Annotated in this window: 25 protein-coding genes; 19 read left to right on the plus strand and 6 right to left on the minus strand. The window is 70.3% G+C overall.

The window, feature by feature from the left end; all coding sequences use genetic code 11:
* Nucleotides 1-131 precede the first annotated feature (131 nt).
* The 17 genes from CRP55_RS09950 to CRP55_RS10030 all read left to right on the plus strand — a co-directional run bounded on the left by CRP55_RS09950 (nucleotide 132) and on the right by CRP55_RS10030 (nucleotide 14,117).
* Nucleotides 132-1,589, plus strand: coding sequence for a phage major capsid protein (locus CRP55_RS09950; RefSeq protein ID WP_179855113.1), 1,458 nt, complete (start codon nucleotides 132-134; stop codon nucleotides 1,587-1,589).
* A gap of 84 nt (nucleotides 1,590-1,673) precedes the next feature.
* Nucleotides 1,674-2,192, plus strand: coding sequence for a hypothetical protein (locus CRP55_RS09955; RefSeq protein WP_097319400.1), 519 nt, complete (start codon nucleotides 1,674-1,676; stop codon nucleotides 2,190-2,192).
* Nucleotides 2,193-2,251: 59 nt separating this feature from the next.
* Entirely contained in the window at nucleotides 2,252-2,680 is a 429-nt protein-coding gene (locus CRP55_RS09960; protein ID WP_097319401.1) for a hypothetical protein, read from the plus strand.
* A gap of 2 nt (nucleotides 2,681-2,682) precedes the next feature.
* Nucleotides 2,683-3,510, plus strand: coding sequence for a DUF4082 domain-containing protein (locus CRP55_RS09965; RefSeq protein ID WP_097319402.1), 828 nt, complete (start codon nucleotides 2,683-2,685; stop codon nucleotides 3,508-3,510).
* Between the two features lie 12 nt (nucleotides 3,511-3,522).
* Nucleotides 3,523-4,377, plus strand: coding sequence for a head-tail connector protein (locus CRP55_RS09970; protein WP_245922902.1), 855 nt, complete (start codon nucleotides 3,523-3,525; stop codon nucleotides 4,375-4,377).
* Nucleotides 4,378-4,388: 11 nt separating this feature from the next.
* Nucleotides 4,389-4,730, plus strand: coding sequence for a hypothetical protein (locus tag CRP55_RS09975; RefSeq protein WP_097319403.1), 342 nt, complete (start codon nucleotides 4,389-4,391; stop codon nucleotides 4,728-4,730).
* On the plus strand, nucleotides 4,730-5,191 hold the full coding sequence (locus CRP55_RS09980; protein ID WP_097319404.1) for a hypothetical protein: 462 nt from the start codon (nucleotides 4,730-4,732) through the stop codon (nucleotides 5,189-5,191). The genes CRP55_RS09975 and CRP55_RS09980 overlap by 1 nt, the downstream gene beginning before the upstream one ends.
* Before the next feature lie 2 nt (nucleotides 5,192-5,193).
* Complete coding sequence (locus CRP55_RS09985) at nucleotides 5,194-5,937, plus strand: hypothetical protein (protein ID WP_097319405.1); 744 nt, start codon at nucleotides 5,194-5,196, stop codon at nucleotides 5,935-5,937.
* A gap of 90 nt (nucleotides 5,938-6,027) precedes the next feature.
* The gene (locus tag CRP55_RS09990; RefSeq protein ID WP_097319406.1) at nucleotides 6,028-6,438 is read left to right on the plus strand and encodes a phage tail tube protein; all 411 of its coding nucleotides are present in this window, start codon (nucleotides 6,028-6,030) and stop codon (nucleotides 6,436-6,438) included.
* A 2-nt stretch (nucleotides 6,439-6,440) separates the two neighbouring features.
* Nucleotides 6,441-6,932, plus strand: a complete 492-nt coding sequence (locus tag CRP55_RS09995; protein WP_097319407.1) for a hypothetical protein — start codon at nucleotides 6,441-6,443, stop codon at nucleotides 6,930-6,932.
* Between the two features lies 1 nt (nucleotide 6,933).
* The gene (locus CRP55_RS10000) at nucleotides 6,934-7,359 is read left to right on the plus strand and encodes a hypothetical protein (RefSeq protein ID WP_097319408.1); all 426 of its coding nucleotides are present in this window, start codon (nucleotides 6,934-6,936) and stop codon (nucleotides 7,357-7,359) included.
* A 135-nt stretch (nucleotides 7,360-7,494) separates the two neighbouring features.
* Nucleotides 7,495-9,582, plus strand: a complete 2,088-nt coding sequence (locus tag CRP55_RS52890) for a phage tail family protein (RefSeq protein ID WP_097319409.1) — start codon at nucleotides 7,495-7,497, stop codon at nucleotides 9,580-9,582.
* A gap of 10 nt (nucleotides 9,583-9,592) precedes the next feature.
* Nucleotides 9,593-12,298 (plus strand): hypothetical protein, encoded by a 2,706-nt coding sequence (locus CRP55_RS10010; RefSeq protein WP_097319410.1) that lies wholly within the window; start codon nucleotides 9,593-9,595, stop codon nucleotides 12,296-12,298.
* Nucleotides 12,295-12,783, plus strand: coding sequence for a hypothetical protein (locus CRP55_RS10015; protein WP_097319411.1), 489 nt, complete (start codon nucleotides 12,295-12,297; stop codon nucleotides 12,781-12,783). The genes CRP55_RS10010 and CRP55_RS10015 overlap by 4 nt, the downstream gene beginning before the upstream one ends.
* Before the next feature lie 9 nt (nucleotides 12,784-12,792).
* Nucleotides 12,793-13,533, plus strand: a complete 741-nt coding sequence (locus CRP55_RS52030; RefSeq protein WP_097319412.1) for a hypothetical protein — start codon at nucleotides 12,793-12,795, stop codon at nucleotides 13,531-13,533.
* 13 nt (nucleotides 13,534-13,546) lie between these two features.
* Nucleotides 13,547-13,834, plus strand: coding sequence for a hypothetical protein (locus tag CRP55_RS10025; protein ID WP_097319413.1), 288 nt, complete (start codon nucleotides 13,547-13,549; stop codon nucleotides 13,832-13,834).
* Nucleotides 13,835-13,838: 4 nt separating this feature from the next.
* Complete coding sequence (locus CRP55_RS10030; protein ID WP_097319414.1) at nucleotides 13,839-14,117, plus strand: hypothetical protein; 279 nt, start codon at nucleotides 13,839-13,841, stop codon at nucleotides 14,115-14,117.
* A gap of 75 nt (nucleotides 14,118-14,192) precedes the next feature.
* Here CRP55_RS10030 and CRP55_RS10035 read toward each other — a convergent pair whose 3' ends face one another.
* The 4 genes from CRP55_RS10035 to CRP55_RS10045 form a co-directional block, all read right to left on the minus strand.
* Nucleotides 14,193-14,441 (minus strand): hypothetical protein, encoded by a 249-nt coding sequence (locus tag CRP55_RS10035; RefSeq protein WP_097319415.1) that lies wholly within the window; start codon nucleotides 14,439-14,441, stop codon nucleotides 14,193-14,195.
* Nucleotides 14,442-14,533: 92 nt separating this feature from the next.
* Nucleotides 14,534-14,725 carry a hypothetical protein gene (locus CRP55_RS10040; protein ID WP_097319416.1) on the minus strand — a complete coding sequence of 64 codons (192 nt, stop codon included), beginning with the start codon at nucleotides 14,723-14,725 and terminating at the stop codon, nucleotides 14,534-14,536.
* Nucleotides 14,722-14,886, minus strand: coding sequence for a hypothetical protein (locus CRP55_RS52895; RefSeq protein ID WP_179855114.1), 165 nt, complete (start codon nucleotides 14,884-14,886; stop codon nucleotides 14,722-14,724). The genes CRP55_RS10040 and CRP55_RS52895 overlap by 4 nt, the downstream gene beginning before the upstream one ends.
* A gap of 33 nt (nucleotides 14,887-14,919) precedes the next feature.
* Nucleotides 14,920-15,264: a hypothetical protein gene (locus tag CRP55_RS10045; RefSeq protein WP_097319417.1), complete on the minus strand. Its 345-nt coding sequence runs from the start codon at nucleotides 15,262-15,264 to the stop codon at nucleotides 14,920-14,922.
* An 18-nt stretch (nucleotides 15,265-15,282) separates the two neighbouring features.
* Here CRP55_RS10045 and CRP55_RS10050 point away from each other — a divergent pair, with 18 nt between their 5' ends.
* Nucleotides 15,283-15,519: a holin gene (locus CRP55_RS10050; protein WP_245922903.1), complete on the plus strand. Its 237-nt coding sequence runs from the start codon at nucleotides 15,283-15,285 to the stop codon at nucleotides 15,517-15,519.
* Complete coding sequence (locus tag CRP55_RS10055) at nucleotides 15,516-16,115, plus strand: DUF5662 family protein (protein ID WP_218854275.1); 600 nt, start codon at nucleotides 15,516-15,518, stop codon at nucleotides 16,113-16,115. Before CRP55_RS10050 ends, CRP55_RS10055 begins: the two co-directional genes overlap by 4 nt.
* A gap of 154 nt (nucleotides 16,116-16,269) precedes the next feature.
* On the opposite strand, the gene CRP55_RS10060 is transcribed toward CRP55_RS10055, so the two are convergent.
* Both CRP55_RS10060 and CRP55_RS10065 read right to left on the minus strand, forming a co-directional pair.
* Nucleotides 16,270-16,494: a hypothetical protein gene (locus tag CRP55_RS10060; protein ID WP_097319418.1), complete on the minus strand. Its 225-nt coding sequence runs from the start codon at nucleotides 16,492-16,494 to the stop codon at nucleotides 16,270-16,272.
* A 173-nt stretch (nucleotides 16,495-16,667) separates the two neighbouring features.
* A complete protein-coding gene (locus CRP55_RS10065; protein WP_097319419.1) occupies nucleotides 16,668-16,889 on the minus strand; it encodes a DNA-binding protein in 222 nt (73 codons plus the stop codon).
* Nucleotides 16,890-17,031: the final 142 nt, after the last annotated feature.

The raw sequence follows: 17,031 nt of genomic DNA on the forward strand, positions 1-17,031 counted from the left end.
GCCAACCGCCACCGCACACCCACGTTGCGCCGGAGCCTGCGCCGGAGCGCCATGCGCGCCACCACCCAGGCCACCACCCGATGCGGACCGCTGTGGCTCTTTCCCTTCCGCACCAACGAGAGGACCCCGGCATGACGCCGCTGGAAGCCCTCCGGAAGCGCCTGGAAGAGCTGCGTTCGCAGATCACCACCAAGCGCACCCGGGGCACCGAAATCCTGTCCATGGCCCCCGACCAGCTCACCTCCGAGCTGACCGCCGAGGCCACCCAGCTCCGGTCGGACCTGGTCGGCATGCGCTCCCTCGAGGAGCAGCTCGTCGAGCAGATCCGCGACGAGGAAGCCGCCGAGGCCCGCCAGGCGGACGCCCGCTCGGCCCGGGCCGCCGCCGGCACCACCGAGGTGCCCGAGGCCCGCAACGTCGGTGGCGCCCGCGTCACCAACGAGGAGCGCACCTACTCGCTCCAGAAGACCACCCGCGGCGAGACGTCGTTCTTCTCGGACGCCTTCAACGCCACCCAGAGCGGCGACATGGGCGCGCAGCAGCGCCTCGCCCGCCACGCGCGTGAGGTCGAGGTCGAGGGCGAGCTCAAGGAGTCCCGCGCGACGACCACCGCGTCGTACGCCGGCCTCGTCGTCCCGCAGTACCTCGTCGACATGTTCGCCCCGGTGCTGCGCAACGGCCGCCCGCTGGCCAACCGGGTCAACCGGCTGCCGCTGCCCGCCCAGGGCATGACGCTGAACGTGCCCCGCGGCACCACCGGCGCCGCGGCCGCGAGCCAGGCCACCCAGAACTCCGCCCTGCAGAACACCGACCAGGTGTGGGCGGACCTGGTCGTGCCGGTCGTGACCATCGGCGGCCAGCAGGACGTCTCCCGGCAGTCGCTCGAGCGCGGCACCCCGGGCATGGACACGATCGTCTACATGGACCTGGCCCGCGCGCACAACGCCGAGGTCGACCGGCAGGTCGCCGCAGGCTCCGGCGCCTCCGGGCAGATGCTCGGCATCCTCAACACCGCCGGCATCTACCAGGCCAGCGCCTACACGGCGGCCGCCACCGCGGCGACGTTCTACTCGAAGACGGCCGGCGCCGTTGCCGCGGTCGCCGGTGCGGGCACCGAGATCCAGCCGAACTTCTGGGTCATGCACCCGCGCCGGTGGTACTGGCTCACCAGCCTGCTCGACTCCAGCGGCCGGCCCCTCGCCGTGCCGAACGCCAACGGTGCGATGAACGCGCTGGCGATCAACACCAACCCGGGCGGCTACTCGGCCGACTCGGACGCCGACCCGCCGCAGGTCGTCGGCACCTACCACGGCCTGCCCGTGATCATCGACGCGAACATGCCCACCGCTGTCGGCTCCGGGCCGGAGGACCAGGCGCTCGTCGCCGACTCCACCAAGGCCTACCTGTGGGAGGACAACGGCGGCGTCCCGCGCCAGCTGAAGTTCGAGCAGACGCTCGGCCAGAACCTCACCATCAAGCTGGTGCTGTTCAACTACGCCGCGTTCACCGCGGGCCGCTACCCGACCGCGTTCGGCGTCACCGGCGGCAACAGCGCGGCCGGCTTCGGCCAGATCGCGCCCGTCTTCTAGCAAGCCCTGGCCGGCCCGCGTCCCCGCGCGGGCCGGCCGAACCAGTCCCCGTGCTCCGGCACACCGACGAGAGAGGCGACCCCAATGTCGCAGATCGACCCGGCGGCCCGAGCCGCCCTCCTGGTTCCGGAGTCGACCCGGACCAACTACATCACCGAGATCCGCCGGGCCGCCGTCGCCCGGGGAATCTCCGTCGACGCGGCCAGGACCGAGAAGGTCAAGGCCTGGCGGACGCAGCACGAGAACGAGCCGCTGGGCGGCTACGACGTGCTGGCCGACTGGCTGGAGGGCGCCGACCTGGGCGCGCTCGACGCGGTCGACCCGGCCGAGCTCGCGAAGGCCCGCGCGCTCGAGTCGGCCAAGCGGGACCCGGCCAACCCGCAGGCCGCGATCCTCGACACCTCCGACGCCGAGGTGCGCAAGGAGATCGACCTCGCCCGCGACACGGCCGCGGCGGGAGCGTCGGCGGACGCCCCGGTCATCACCAAGGACGGCGCCGAGATCCCCGCCGGGCGGGTCGACGCGGTCCTGGCCGGCGACGTGAAGCCGTCCGAGGCGGCGAAGCCCGGCACGGGCTCGGCCAAGTCGTCTCCCGCGAAGTAGTCGAGCGGGGGTCCGCCTCGCGGTAGGCGGGCCCTCGCGCCAACCTGAAGGGAGCCGTCGTGACCAACGCCCTGTATGCCACCGCCGCCGAGGGCTTCATCGACGGCAGCATCGACCTGGACACCGCGACCATCAAGGCCGCGTTCGTGCGCGGCTACACGTTCTCCGCCTCGCACCGGTTCGTCTCCGACGTGACCGGCGCCGGCGGTACTCTGAACGGCACCTCGGCCGCCCTGGCCTCCAAAACAGTCACCTCAGGTGTGTTCGACGCGGCGGACACCACGGTCACCACCACGGCGAGCGCCGTCGACCACGGCATCCTGCTCTTCCAGTCGTCCGCGGCCGCGGGCGGCGCCGACGTCGCCGCCAGCGCGCAGCGGGTCATCGCCTGGTACGACACCGGCACGGGCCTGCCGATCCAGCCGGGCACCGGGTCGACGCCGATCACCTGGGACAACGGCACGAACCGGATCCTCAAGGTCGGATAGCCGTGGCGGAGTCCCTGTTCGGCACCGCCACACCCGCCGTCGTCAACGCCACCGACAGCGTCGCCTACTCGATGGGCACCCAGTTCGTCCCGGCCGTCGACGGCACGATCACCCACGGCAGGTGGCGGTTCCCCACCACCGCGCTGGTCGGCGTCACCATCGGCGTCTTCCAGGTCGCCGGCACGGTCACCCTCGGCACCAAGGCCTTCAGCTCGCCGGTCGCCGGCGCCTGGAACGAGGTCGCGTTCGACACCCCGATCCCCGTCACAGCGGGCACCGCCTACCGGGTCGCGATCTGGACGCCGAGCCACTACACGGCCACCACCTCGTACCCGTGGCCGGTCAACTCCGGCAACCTGACCGCGCCCAACACCAACGGCTGGTTCATCACCGGCCCGTCGCTGGTGATGCCGACCACCCAGTCCGGCAACAGCGCCTCGTACTTCGCCGACGTCGTCTTCGAGCCGGCCGGGGCGGGCGCGTCCGCCGCGCCCGCCGGAATCGCCGTCGCCGTAGCACCCGGCACGCCGGCCACAGCCCTGAACCGATCCGCCGCCCCCGCAGGCCTGGCGGTCCCCTCCGCGCTGGGCGTGCCGTCCGTCTCCGGCGCCGTGGTGGTCCCTGCCGGTCTGGCCGCGGCCGCCGCTCTCGGCCAGCCGACCGCCGCCCTCAACCGCAGCGCCACCCCGGCCGGCCTCGCCGTCGCGGTTCAGCTCGGTGCGCCGTCCCCGGTGGAGCCACCGCAGACCGCCGGGTCGGGCGCCCGGATCGTCACCACCACCCGCCAGGCGGCGCTCGTCACGCGGACCCCCGGCCGCATCACCCGCTGAAGGAGAACCGCCGTGACGATGTACGACCTGGGTGACGCGATCCCGCTGCGGCACGAGGTGACCAACGACGACGGCGACCTGACCAACGCCACGGTCGCCGTCGTGCTCACCCGGCCGAACGGCACCGCCTTCCCCGCGGTGTCGGTGACCAACCCGTCGACCGGCGTCTACAAGGCCAACCCGATCCCGGACGCGACCGGCGCCTGGGCTGGTGTGTGGTCCACGACCGGTGCGGTCACCTCGGTCACCCCGTTCACCTTCACCGTCGGCGACCCCGCCCCGGCGCTGTACACGTCACTGCCCGACGTGCAGACGGCCATCGGGAAGATCGAGGACGACGACCGCGACGACCTGATCCTGAAGGCGATCGCCGCGGCGTCGCGGCTCATCGACCGCCGCACCGGCCGCCGTTTCTACGCCGACCGCGTCGCGACGGCCCGCACCTTCCCCGTCTGTGGGCAGTCGATGTACGTCGGCGGCGAGCAGGTCCTCCTGGTCGACGACATCGCCACCGCGACCGACCTGGCGGTGGCCACCGGCAGCACCGGGTCCTGGACGCCGGTCAGCACCTGGGAGACCGGCCCCGACAACGCGCTCGCCTACGGGCAGCCGATCACCGAGATCCGCGCCGCCGCCGGCTGGATTCCGGCCACCGGCCGCGTCCAGATCACGGCCCGCTGGGGCTGGCCGGCGATCCCCGAAGAGATCGCCCAGGCGGCCCAGCTGCTCGCCGCCCGCCTGTACCGCAGGAAGGACTCGCCGAACGGGGTCATCGGGTCCGCGGACTGGGGCACCATCCGCGTCTCGCGCACCGATCCGGACGTCGAGGCCTTGATCCAGCCGTTCGTCATCCCCGCGATCGCCTGAGGAGGCACCCCGTGCGTACCACCGACGACATCCTGGCCGACCTGCGCAAGCGCGCCGAAGGCGGCGAGGACGTGCGGCAGCTCGTCATCGCCCACGAGTCCCTGGCCCGGCTGCGCGCCGAGCGGGCCGAGGCCGTCAAGGCCAAACTCGACGAGAAGTTGCCCGGCCTCGACGCCCAGATCCGCCACTGGCTGGGCTTCGTCGACGAGGACGTCGACGACCGGGCGGCAGGCGAGCCGGGCAAGGACTCCACCAAGCTGGTCGCCGTCGACGAGCAGACCCACATCGTGGACGTGCCCGGTGTCGGCCCGGTCCGGCAGGCGCCCACGGAAGCCGATCCGGCGGCGAAGTAGTGGAGATCTCCGTCGTCAAGAAGGCCCTGGCCGACGCCGTCCGGGCCGCCGGCATCGACATCCCGCGGGCTGGAAAGCTGTCGTGCTACTCGCACTCGCCGGCCGCGCCGAACGTCCCGGCGTTCACGTGCGGCCAGGTCGCGGTCGACCCGCTCGGCACGTTCGGCCAGGGCAACGGGCCCGGCCTGGAGACCCTCGACATCACCTGCGCGGTGCTCACCTCCGCCGCCGACGACGACGCCGGTCAGCGGCTGCTCGACAAGCTCATCTCCAAGGACGGCCCCTACTCGATCCGGCAGGCGCTGATCGCGGCCCGCGGCGAGCCCGGCCAGCTGGCCCTGGGCGGCGTCGCCCACGACGTGTGGGTGCAGCGCATCGACGGCTACCGCATGTTGTCGTACGGCGGCGAGGACGCGAACTACTACGGCGCCGACGTGCTCGTGCGCGTGATCGGAGACTGACCGTGCCGAAGTTCGTGCTGCAGAACGTCCGCCTGTTCACCGGGTCGGCCGACCTGACCACCGTGAACAACAAGGTCGAGGTCAAGGCCGAAGCCGAGACGCAGGACACCACCGCCTTCGTCCCGACCGGCGACGTGTGGACCGAGGTCCTGGCCGGCCTGCGCTCGTGCGAGCTCAACGCCGAGGGCCAGTGGGAGGCCCTCGACAACAGCCGCGTCGACAACGTCTCCTTCGGCGACCTCGGCACGATCACCCCCTGGACGATCTGCCCGGCCGGCGCCGCGGTCGGAGCGCTCGCCTACCTGACCGGCACGCTGCGCACGAGCTACGAGCTCGGCGGCTCCGTCGGTGACGTCGCCCCGTGGACGGCCGACGGCAAGGGCAGCACCCCGCTGGTCCGCGGCGTCATCGCCCACCCGCCCGGCACGGCCCGCACCGCGAACGGCTCCGGCACCGCCATCCAGCTCCCTGCGATCGCGGCCGGCCAGTCGCTCTACATCGCCTCGCACGTCCAGTCGGTGGCCGGCACCACGCCGTCGCTGACAGTGCGGGTCGAGTCCGACGACGCGAACGGCTTCGCCTCGCCGACCACGCAGGCGACGTTCACCGCGGCGACCGGTCTGACGTCGCAGCTGATCCGGGTGCCCGGCCCGATCACCGACACCTGGTGGCGGGCCGCCTGGACGATCACCGGCACCGCGCCGTCGTTCCTGTTCACCACCGCGTTCGGCATCGCGGCTCCCTGAGTTCCCGGGCCTCCGCCCGTCCCCAATCCCTGATCACCGAGCCCGTCGTCCCCACGGCGGGCTCGTTGGCGTGCCCGGAAGGACATCCCCATGGCCAAGAGCGTGCTGCTCAACAGCTACATCGCCATCAACGCGGGCGACCTCAGCGCCTACTGCTCGAAGATCGAGCTGAAAGCGGAGTGCGAGGACCAGGACGTCACCACGTTCGCGTCGGGCGGCTGGAACGAGCGTCTGGCCGGCCTGCGCAGCTTCGAACTCGGGCTGGGTTTCAAGCAGGACGTCGCGGCGGCCGCGATCGACTCGATCATGTTCGCGCTGCTGTTCACCGTGGTCACCTTCGAGACCCGGCTCTCGAACGCGGTCGTGGGCACGAGCAACCCGAAGTACACCGGCTCGATCTTGATCAAGGAGTGGACGCCGATCAACGGCTCCGTCGGTGACGTCGCTGAGCTTGACGTCACCTTCCCCGGCTCCGGTGCGCTGGTCCGCGCGACGGCCTGACCGTGATCGGCGTCGAGACCGACGGGCAGGCGCTCAAGAAGGTCGCCCGGGCGCTGCGCGATGAGGAAGACGGCAAGGCGCTGGCCCGCGATCTCGGCAAGAGCATCCGCAAGGCCCTCGAGCCCGCGGTGATCGAGGCCCGGGCCGGGATCATGGGCATGCCGTCGATGGGCCTGCCGGTCGAGGGCCAGCCTCTGCGGCAGGCGATCAGCCGCCGCATCAAGGCCCAGGCCAGGCTCTCCGGCCGCGCCCCGGGTGCACGGGTGCGGGTCACGAAAAAGGGCATGCCGAGAGGCTTCGAGCTGGCCGCCCGCCGCACCAACCGGCGCAAGGGCTGGCGGCACCCCGTCCACGGCAACACCGAGAAATGGGTGCAGCAGATCGGCCAGCCCGGCTGGTTCGACGACCCCATGCGCCGCGGGCGCCCCCGCTACCGAGCTGCTGTCTTGACCGCCATGAACGAGGCGGCCCGACGTATCACCAGGAAGGTCTGACGTGCGACTCACCTACAAGCCCGCCGACGGCACCGAGCAGAGCTGGATCTTCCGGCCGGGCGACCTGCCCCGCACGGTGTGCTCGCAGCTGCAGAAGGTGTACGGCAAGCCGTACGACGTCTTCGAGGCGGAGGTCCAACAGGGTGACATCGACGCTCGCGCGGTCGCGCTGTGGCACTGCATGCGTTCCGAGCACCCGCTGCTGAAGTTCGAGGACCTCCCCGACTTCAAGAAGAAGGAGCTCACGGTTTCGTACGAGGCCGAGGAACTGCGGGAGATCCTGAAGCAGACCGAGGCCCGGGCGTCAGCGTTGCCCGCCGACCAGCGCGAGATGGCCCTGGCCTCGTTGCGCGCCGACCTCGCCGAGATCGAGGCGGCCGAGGCAGCCGACCCGGGAAAAGCCTCGAAGCCCAAGGCCGCCGGCTGAAACAGCGCGCTGGGCTGCTCGCCCACTTCTGCCATATCCGGCCGTGGGAGCACGACCTGCTCACCTTCAACGAGGCCGAGCAGCTGATCGCGTTCGTCGACGACATGAACAAGCCGAGCGACTGAGGGGGGTGCCGTGAGCGACACCTCCGTGGTTTTCAACGTCCTCGCCCGCGACCGGGCCAGCCGCGTCTTCCGGCAGATCCACCGGTCCGCTGCGGAGTCCGGTACCGGCATCGCCCAGGTCTTTGGCCCGGCCCTCATGCCGGTGCTGGCCGGCGCCACCTCCGCCGTCGCCGGTCTCGCCGGCGCCCTGATGGGCGCGGGCGCCGCCGGCGCGGTCTTCGGCGGCGTCTTCAAGAGCGCCTTCTCCGAGATGAAGGAGGCCTCGGACAAGAGCCAGGACCTGCGCGACAAGATCACCCTGCTGAACGAGCAGATCCGGGTCGCCAACGCGACCGGCATCGGCGACGCCGGCAAGCTCGAGGCCCAGAAGATCAAGAAGGTCAACGAGCTGATGGCTCGCTACAACCTTCTGCCGCCGACGGTCCGCGGCGCCACCATGGCGTACGACCGGATGAAGGACGCCTGGCAGGGCTTCGTCGACAAGAACAAGCCAGCCGTCTACTCGGTGATGACCAAGGGCTTCAACCTGATCACCCGCAACGTGGGCCTGCTCCAACCGCTGTTCAACGTCGGCGCCGACGCGGCCAAGCGGCTCGTCAGGGCGTTGCAGGACGCATCCGACGGCGGCGGCCTGAAGCGGTTCATCGGCTGGCTGACCGGCAATGCGGGGATGGCGCTGAACAACCTCGGCGGGATCATCAAGAACCTCGGTGTGACGCTGTACAACGTCTTCAAGGGCTTCGCGCCGACCGGCCAGGGCATCTTGTCGTGGCTGAACGAGGTGACGGCGAAGTGGGCGGCCTGGTCGGCGCAAACCGAGGGCGGCGGCCTGCAGGCGTTCGTGGCGTACGCGACGGCCCAGGGCCCGCAGCTGGTGACCATCCTCGGCGACATCGCGTCGACGGGTGGGCACATCGCCCAGGCGGTCGCCCCGCTGGCGCCGATCTCACTCGCGATCGCGAAGGGCCTCGCCGCGGTGATCGCCGCGCTCCCACCGGGTGTGCTGACCGCGCTGGTCGCCGGCTGGGTGGCGTACTCGGCGGCGGTGAAGGCGTACCGCGCGTACGTGGTCGTGGCCGGCGTCGCCACGAAGGCGTGGGCGGTGGCCCAGTGGGCGCTCAAGGCGGCCCTCGTCGCCGCGAACTTCGCCCGCGCGGCGGCCCAGGTCGCCCTCTACGTCATCAAGGTGACCGCGGTGTCGGTGGCCACGAAGGCGTGGGCGGCCGCGCAGTGGATCGCGAACGGCGCCATGGTCGCGGCGAACTTCGCCCGAGCGACGGCGCAGATCGCCGCCTACCTGGTGAAGATGGCCGCCATCCAGACGGCCACCAAGATCTGGGCCGCAGTGCAGTGGGTGCTGAACCTGGCGATGTGGGCCAACCCGATCACCTGGATCATCGCGGGCATCGTCGCCTTGATCGCCGTGATTGTGTTGATCGCTACCAAGACTGACTGGTTCCAGCGCGCATGGAAGGTCGCCTGGAACCTGATCAAGACGGCGGCGATCATCGCGTGGAACGGCATCAAGGCGGCCGCGTCGGCCGTGTGGAACTTCCTGAAGATGATCGCCGGCTTCTACATCAAGGTCTACGTCGGCGCCTGGAACGTGGTCCGCAACGCCGCCGGCGCCGCCTGGAACTGGATCAAGGGCAAGATCAGCGACTTCCACAAGGGAGTCGTGATCATCGCTGGGAAGTTGTCGTCGAAGCTCGGCTCGATGTGGGACGGGATGAAGAACGGCTTCAAGAGCGCGATCAACTGGGTGATCTCGAAGTGGAACTCGATCTCCTTCAAGATCCCCAGCTTCTCCGTGTTCGGCAAGTCCTTCGGCGGTGGCACCATCGGCGTGCCGAACATCCCCTACCTCGACGTCGGCGGCCACGTCCAGCGCTCCGGCATGGCGGTCATCCACAAAGGTGAGACGGTCACTCCGGCCGCCAAGGTCACGAAGTACGAACGCGGCCGCGGCGGTGGCGGCGGTGTGCTGACGATCGACCTGCGCGGCGCCGACACCGAGTTCGGCCGTTTCTTCCTCAAGTTCCTGCGCGATCACCCGTCGGCGGCGGCGACCGCCCGGGTCACGATGCAGAAGGCCTGAGGGAGGCGCCGTGGCGTTCCCGCAGACCCCGCTGCCGATCACCGTGTGGGCGGCGCCGGGCAACAACCCGGCCGACCCGACGACCTGGGCGTGGTCGGAGATCAGCGGCGACGTCCGCGAGGCCGACGGCGTCGAGATCGTCGTCGGCCGCCAGGACGAGACCAGCAAGGTCGACGCCACCCAGGTCGGCTTGACGCTCGACAACCGCACCGGGAAGTACTCGCCGCGGAATCCGGCCGGGACCTGGTACGGGCAGCTGGCGAAGGGCACCCCGATCCAGGTGCGGGTCCGGCGCATCGCCGACACGTTCACCCGCACCACGTCGAACGGCTTCGGCACCGACCCCGACTCGGGGCTGACGTGGACCGCTCCCCAGTCCGCCTCGCTGCAATCGACGAACGGGTCCGCCGCGATCGTCGGGCTCACCGCCGCGAACCAGGCCACCCAATCGATCCTGCCGGGCGCGGCCGCCGACGACGTCGACGTGACCTCGGTGGCGTCGCTATCCGCCGTGACCACCGGTGCGGCCTGGGTCCATGGCACCCTCGTCCGCTGGGTCGACACCGGCAACTACTACCGGCTCCACACCGAATTCACCACGGCCGGCACCATCGCCTGCAAGATCGTACGGTCGGTGAATGGCTCGGGAACCGACCTGTCCGGGCTGATCTCGACCGGGCTCGCCTACTCGGCCGGTACGAAAATCCGCACCAGGGTGCAGGCGATCGGGCCGCTGCTGCGCATCAAGGTCTGGCTCGACGGCACCAACGAGCCGACTGCGTGGACGGCCCAAGTCAGCGACGCGGTACTGACTGGCCAGGCGACCGGCCTGCTCGAGTGGCGGATCTCGGGGAACACCAACGTCGGCACCCTGACCGCGACGATCGACGACGTCACCATGTCGGTGATCCGCGCGAGCACCCCGGTGCCGGAGTGGCCGGTCCGCTGGGACATGACCGCCACCAACGTCACCGCCCCGATCACCGGCAACGGCATCCTGCGCCGGCTCAGCCAGGGCCAGTCGGCGCTGCGCTCGCCGCTCTACCGGCAGCTGTCCGCCCTGAGCCCACACGGCTACTGGCCGCTCGAGGACGGGTCGGGTGCGACCTCCGGCGCCGCGACCACACCGAACACGGACCGGGCGATACAGACCGGTGTGGAGTTCGGCTCCAGCGAGGCCCCGCCGGGCAGTGCCGCGTCGGTGACCCTGTCGACGGCGGTCACCAGCCGCATCACCGCGAAGATCCGTACCCCGATCGCGACGGCCACCGGGTATGCGGGCATGGCGTTCTTCAGGTTCGGCTCGGTCCCGGCCAGCTCCCAGAACCTGATCCGCTTCTCGACGACCGGCCGGGTCCGGCTGTGGCAGCTCACCGCCACACCGACCACGATCGGCCTGGCCGGCGCCGACGACACCGGCGCCCTGGTCGTGTCCACCGCAGCCGTCCACGGCTTGGACTACACCAAGTGGTTCGCCCTGCAGCTGGAGACCGAGGAAGTCGGCGGGAACACGAACTGGGCGCTGATCTTCCACCAGGTCGGTTCCGGAGTGTTTACCGCGATCAACGGCAGCTATGCCGGGACGGCTGACACCATCTGGGGCTGGGCGGCCACCGCCCCGGTCGACGACACCAGCCTCTGCCACGTCTGGCTCGGCAGCAACGCTCTCCCGTTCGTCGACACGACGTTTTTGGCGGTCGCGAACGGCTACGCCGGCGAACTCGCGTCGGACCGCATCGCCCGCCTCGCCGCAGAGGCGGGAATCCCGATGGCCATCACCCCGGGCGCCTCGGAGTCGATGGGCGCGCAGAAGTCGGCCACCGTCCTGGATCTGCTGCGCGAGTGCGAGGACGCCGACCAGGGTGTGCTATTCGAACGCGGCGCCGGCCTAGGCTACCTGCCCCGCACGGCCCGCTACATCACCGCGAACACCACCCCGGCGATGGCCCTCGACTTCGCCAGCGGGCACATCGCGGCGCCGCCCGAGCCGACCGACGACGACCAGCAGTTGCGCAACTCGATCCGGCTGTCCCGCACCGACGGCTCCAGCGCACCCGCAGCGCAGGACGCGGCCAGCATCGCCGTGTCCGGCACGTACGAGGACGAGCTGACCGTCAACGTCCAGTACGACGCGGTGCTCGAGCAGCACGCCTACTGGCGGCTGCACCTTGGCACCCTGTCGGAGCTGCGCTGGCCGCGCATCGAGCTGAAGCTGCACCGCAACCCGTCGCTGATCGCAGCCTGGTGCAAAGTCCGGATCGGCTCCCGGATCACCATCGCGAACCCGCCGTCGGCGGTGGCCGGCGGCGCCCTGGACCTGATCGTCGAGGGCTGGACCGAGCGGCTGTCGACGTTCGCGTGGGACGTGACGCTGGTGTGCTCCCCTGCGGAGGCGTGGCGGGTCGGCGCGTACGACGACGGCGTGTCCCGCTACGACTCGGCGACCACCACCCTGAAGACCGGGGTGGCCGCCGGGGCGACGTCGCTGGTGTTCCGCACCACCAACTTGGACGTTCAGTGGTCCACGACTCACGAGCCGTACGACGTGCTGATCGCCGGCGAGCGGATGACCGTGACGAACATGGCCGCGGCGGCGCTGGTGTCCGGGGCGTGGGAGCAGACGGCCACGGTCACCCGCAGCGTGAACGGCGTCAGCAAGGCGCTCACGGCGGGCGCTGAAATCCACATCGCGACCCCAGGACGGTGGGCTCTGTGACGGTTTTCGCCGGTCAGCCGATCATGGCGGACGACCTCAACTCGATGTTGCGGACCGTCCGAAAGGGCGCCGACCAGGCCCTGCCCGCCAGCACCATCGCGCTGCAGAACGACAACGAGCTGCTGCTGTCCGTCGAGGCCAACACCACGTATTACCTCGAGGCATGGATCCGCTACACGGCCGCGTCGAACACGCCTGACCTGCGGATCAACTACACCTACCCGGCCGGCGCGACCTTCGCCCGTAGTGACTGGGGTGCGCCGTCCGCGTCGACGGTCGTTCAGGACACGATCGACACGAGCATCGCCACGACCGGTGACAACGGGCGCGGCGCCGGCACGGCCGAGCGGTCTCTGTACGTGAAGGGCGAGCTGATCGTGAGCGCGACCGCTGGCACGTTCCGCTGCCAGTTCGCGCAGGTCACCAGCTCGGTCGACGTGGTCACGATCAAGGCCGGTTCTCGGATCACCCTGCAACGACAGTAGGAGGACGTCATGGCCGACTGGAGCCTGGTGCCGTGCCTGGTCAAGCTGCGCTCCGAGTTCAACGGCATCGCGCCGAACCGCGACCGGGAGAGCGACGGCTCGAAAGGCGACGCCGCACACGCGGCCCGCGACTCCGACCACAACCCCGACCGCCGCGGCCTGGTCCACGCCATCGACGTCGACGTCGACCTGCGGCAGCCCGGCCTGGTCATGGAGGACGTGGTCCAGTTCCTCGTCGACCGCTGCCGCCGAGGCCTCGAACGGCGCCTGACCTACATCATCTCGAACCGCCGGATCTGGTCGGCCGCCTACAGCTGGCGGGAGCGGTCCTACAGCGGATCGAACGCGCACGACAAGCACACCCACTTCTCCGCCTCGGACGCCCCGGCGCTCGAGGCGTCCACCGCTAGCTGGCACCTGGAGGATCTCGTGGCGCTCACCGACGACGACATCAAGCGCATCTGGGCGTACAACATCGGCTCGGCGACCGGCACTGCCAGCCAGTCCGCCCAGGGCGCGCTGGTCACGGCGAACGTCCGCGCCGGCGGGATCGCCAATACGCAGTTGCCCGCGCTGGCCGTGCGCGTCGCCGAGCTGGCCGGCAAGGACTTCGTCGACGAGGCCGCGATCGTCAAGGCGGTGCTGGCCGGCTTCGACCCGAAGGCGCTCGCGGCCGCGGTGGCGGAGGCGCTGCCGAGGGAGCAGGCGCGGCAGGTGGCCGACGAGCTCGCGCAGCGGCTCGCGGCGTGATCGCGGATCATGAGTGAGCACACAGGACAGGCCATCACTGCCTGGAGCCTGGACGCTGGCGCGGGACATCCTGTCCTTCGCCGGCGGCTGGCTCCTGATCTTTCTAGAGGTGACGCGGCCGGAGATCCGGGAGTCGGTGCTGGTGCTGGCCGGCTCGGTGGTCGGGGTGCCCGGGGTGGCGCTGGGGGCGCGGTCGGTGGTCGACGCGGTCCGGTCCCGCGCTGGTACGCCTGGACCGTCGGAGCCGCCTCCGGCGGATCCGTCGCCCTCGTCGCCGTCGTCCTCGTCGTCCGGGGCGTGAGCGGGTGAGCGGCCGCGCCTACCGGAGCGTGCGGCTGCCGGTGTATGTGGTGCTGGTGTGGGTGGTCGTCGGCTTCGTCTCGCCGATCTTGGCGGTGGTCGCGGCGGTGAAGATCTCGTCAGCGCGGGCGGCCGATCAGCAGGCGCAGATCACCCGGGCGCTGTGCGCGGTGGTGGTGACGATGGACGACGCGTACCGGGAGACGCCGGCGTCGACGGCGGCGGGGCGAAACCTTCAGGCGTCGATCGCCGAGCTCCGGCACGGGCTCCGATGCCCCGAATGAAACGCATCAATACGATCGCGGGGAAAGCGGTTACCTGGATCAAGGAGGACGGGCCCCTTCCGGGGCCCCGCTCCCTCAGTACCAGGCGATCAGGTGCCGGTCCTCGCCGCCGATCTTGACCGCGTAGCGGCGGGACTGCTCGGTGATCCGGTGGCCGAAGGGCTGGGGCTCGGCCCGGAAGTGCTCGTCGGTGTCGACCAGCTGGCGGATCTTGTCGGCCAGCTCCCGGAAGCTGCCGCCGATCATGGCGTGGAGGGTCTCGATGCTGACCCAGTCGCTGCCGTTGTGGGCTCGGATGATGTCGTACGCCTCGCGGATCTCCATTTTGTTGCCCCTCTCTCGCTCTCCCTTATGTAGACTAGTCTACCGCAAGCGGTAGTGTTGTCTACCAGAAAGAGCAAGATTCTTTGGGCGGCCTACTTGCCCAGCAGCTTGCGCACGTACATCCGGTCAACCTGCGCCTCGGTCGCCGCCTGGCGCTCGCTCTTGCCAGCCGCCATGTCCTCGCGAATCTTGACCTCGATGCGCTCCATGAGGTCCTTCAGTTCGGCCCGCAGGGCGGCGCGGCGGGCGCCCAGCTCGGCCAGGGTGGTCTCGTTCTTGGTCACCAGGTCTCCTCGATCTGAATGCGATAGGTCTGCCCGTCCGGGGTCTCGATGTTAAAGAAGGCGAACCGGTCGTTCGGGCTGCCGTTCACCCGGGACACCCGGACGCCCTGAGTCTTGAATGCCTCGGCTGCGATCTTGGCGACCTCTTCGCTGTTCTCCATGTAGACAACACTACCGCGCGGCGGTAGACATGTCTACCCCTTATCGAGGAACCAGCTTCCGCCGCGCTTCACCCACGGCAGCCCGTCGTCGATCGGCTGGCCGTCGCTGCCGTACGCCGCCGGCTCCGGCCGCCACTCGCCCTCGCGCATCCACGAGTACGCCAGCCGCAGCGCGAGCAGGTGCCCCTGGTCGTCGGCGCCGTACACGTAGGCGTCGGTGTCGCCGTGCGCGCCGTGCCCGAGCCGGACCGCGAACCAGCGGCCGTCAGCGAGCTTCCCGAACGTCACCGACGTCCGGTCCCACGTCTGCGCCCCGCCGCGAACCCAGTGCCGTTGCCGGTCGGTGCCGTGTACGTGCGCCAGGTCGACCCGCTCCATCACCCCATCCTGCCCATCGTGGAGGTCATCATGTTCACTGCCCGGTTCTGGCGCGAGACTGCTGAGCGCGCCGTGAAGTCCAGCGCGCAGGCGCTCATCGGCCTGTGGGCCCTCGACGGCGCGTTCAACGTCCTGTCCGTCGACCTCAAGCTGGCCGGTGGCGTCGCGGCAGGCGCGGCTGTCCTGTCGGTGCTCACCTCGCTGGTGACCTCCGGCATCGGCGAGCCGAACAGCCCGAGCGCGGTCCGCGAGTGACCGACTACGACAGTACGGCCGACACCCTGAAGCACTCGCTGCGCGTCGGCGAGCTGATGGGTCAGCCGGTCAAGGAGCTGGTCGACCGGTCCGTCCGGCACGACCGGAGCAAGACCGAGGACCCCGAGCTGGCCGTCTTCAACGAGTTCACCCCGAAGCTCAAGGACTCGACGTACGGGTCCGAGGAGTACAAGGGCTTCCTCGCCTCGATGAAGGTTGGCCTCGACCATCACTACGCAAGTAACCGGCACCACCCGGAGCACTTCGCCGATGGGGTGAACGGGATGACGCTGGTCGACCTGATCGAGATGCTGGCCGACTGGCGCGCCGCGACCGAGCGGCACGCCGACGGCAGCCTCGTGAAGTCGCTGGCCATCCAGAAGGAGCGGTTCGGGATCTCCGACCAGCTCGAAGCGATCTTGTGGAACACCGCCCGGCACTTCCGGTGGCTCGACAGTCAGCCGTGCGGCGAGAAGCACACCGCCCCCGACGGCACCAAGATGGTCTGCAACACGCCGGTCACCGGGCCGAGTGGACACCCCGGCACCCGGCACTGCGACGGGCACTTCGAGCCGTACGACTGGCCGAACGAATGACCGACCGGCCGCCGCACGACGCGGACCGCCAGGCGCAGGCGACGCGGGAGATCTACCGCGAGCCGCGCGTCTCCGCCCGCATCTAGGCCGAACAGCAGGCCGCACGGGACCGGGACACCATGCACGCCCACCGCGAGCAGGCGCGGGCGGACCGCTAGAACCAGCGACGGGCCTCCTGAGCGCAGATCCGCACCACGTCGTCGACGGTCAGGATGCACGTGCCGTCGGCGCCGGTCTCGTCGAACAAACCCAACCCGCGATCGGTGACGACGCCGCGGCCGGCGCCCGCCTCCCGGTCGAGCTCGTCGTGCAGCCGAGCCTTCATGCGCTCTTCGAGCGTGGTGTCCGGCGGAACGTGCCGGGTGCCCAGTGCCTGCATGCCCTCACGGTAGACCGACCCACCGACATCCCGCTCCGGCCTGTGGATAACGCGAGAGCCCCCTCTGACCTTCGGGTCGGAGGGGGCTCTTTTCGCGTCTGCGGCTGGGAGTTGTAAACCCCTTCACCGGGGATCTAGCCCCGGAAGGCGCCGCCGGCCCGCCTGTGGACAGCCTACGCCTCGCCCTCAGGGTCCTCGGCGATCTTCGGCTGCCGGGCGAACCACGCGTCGACGTCCTCGATGAGCCAGACCTTGCCGCTGCGCAGCTCGTCGAACGGCTCGGGGAAGCCGCGCCGCCGGTCGTTGACGATGCGGTCGGCGTACTGCCGGGTCACCCCGCCGAGCATCTCGGCGATGTCCCCGATCGTGTAGAGCTTCTTCCCCCGCACGGCCATGTCGTCACGCTATGGACAGCTGTGGTTGAGATGTGACGTTTACTGATGCTGTCCACAGGTGTGGTTGCTGGGTGTAGCCTCATCGACTCAGGAGGTGGCGGGCCCAGCACGACCTGGATCCCCCGCCCCTCCGCCCATCCGT

Source organism: Paractinoplanes atraurantiacus (genome assembly GCF_900215205.1).
In the GTDB taxonomy this organism is placed as follows: Bacteria; Actinomycetota; Actinomycetes; order Mycobacteriales; family Micromonosporaceae; genus Actinoplanes; species Actinoplanes atraurantiacus.

Coding starts and splice junctions, on each gene's coding strand:
- CRP55_RS10065 (WP_097319419.1), bottom strand. CDS start 16,889: ATGGCCGTGCGGGGGAAGAAGCTCTACACGATCGGGGACATCGCCGAG.
- CRP55_RS09990 (WP_097319406.1), top strand. CDS start 6,028: ATGGCCAAGAGCGTGCTGCTCAACAGCTACATCGCCATCAACGCGGGC.
- CRP55_RS52030 (WP_097319412.1), top strand. CDS start 12,793: ATGGCCGACTGGAGCCTGGTGCCGTGCCTGGTCAAGCTGCGCTCCGAG.
- CRP55_RS52895 (WP_179855114.1), bottom strand. CDS start 14,886: ATGGAGAACAGCGAAGAGGTCGCCAAGATCGCAGCCGAGGCATTCAAG.
- CRP55_RS09955 (WP_097319400.1), top strand. CDS start 1,674: ATGTCGCAGATCGACCCGGCGGCCCGAGCCGCCCTCCTGGTTCCGGAG.
- CRP55_RS09950 (WP_179855113.1), top strand. CDS start 132: ATGACGCCGCTGGAAGCCCTCCGGAAGCGCCTGGAAGAGCTGCGTTCG.
- CRP55_RS10045 (WP_097319417.1), bottom strand. CDS start 15,264: ATGGAGCGGGTCGACCTGGCGCACGTACACGGCACCGACCGGCAACGG.
- CRP55_RS10035 (WP_097319415.1), bottom strand. CDS start 14,441: ATGGAGATCCGCGAGGCGTACGACATCATCCGAGCCCACAACGGCAGC.
- CRP55_RS10060 (WP_097319418.1), bottom strand. CDS start 16,494: ATGCAGGCACTGGGCACCCGGCACGTTCCGCCGGACACCACGCTCGAA.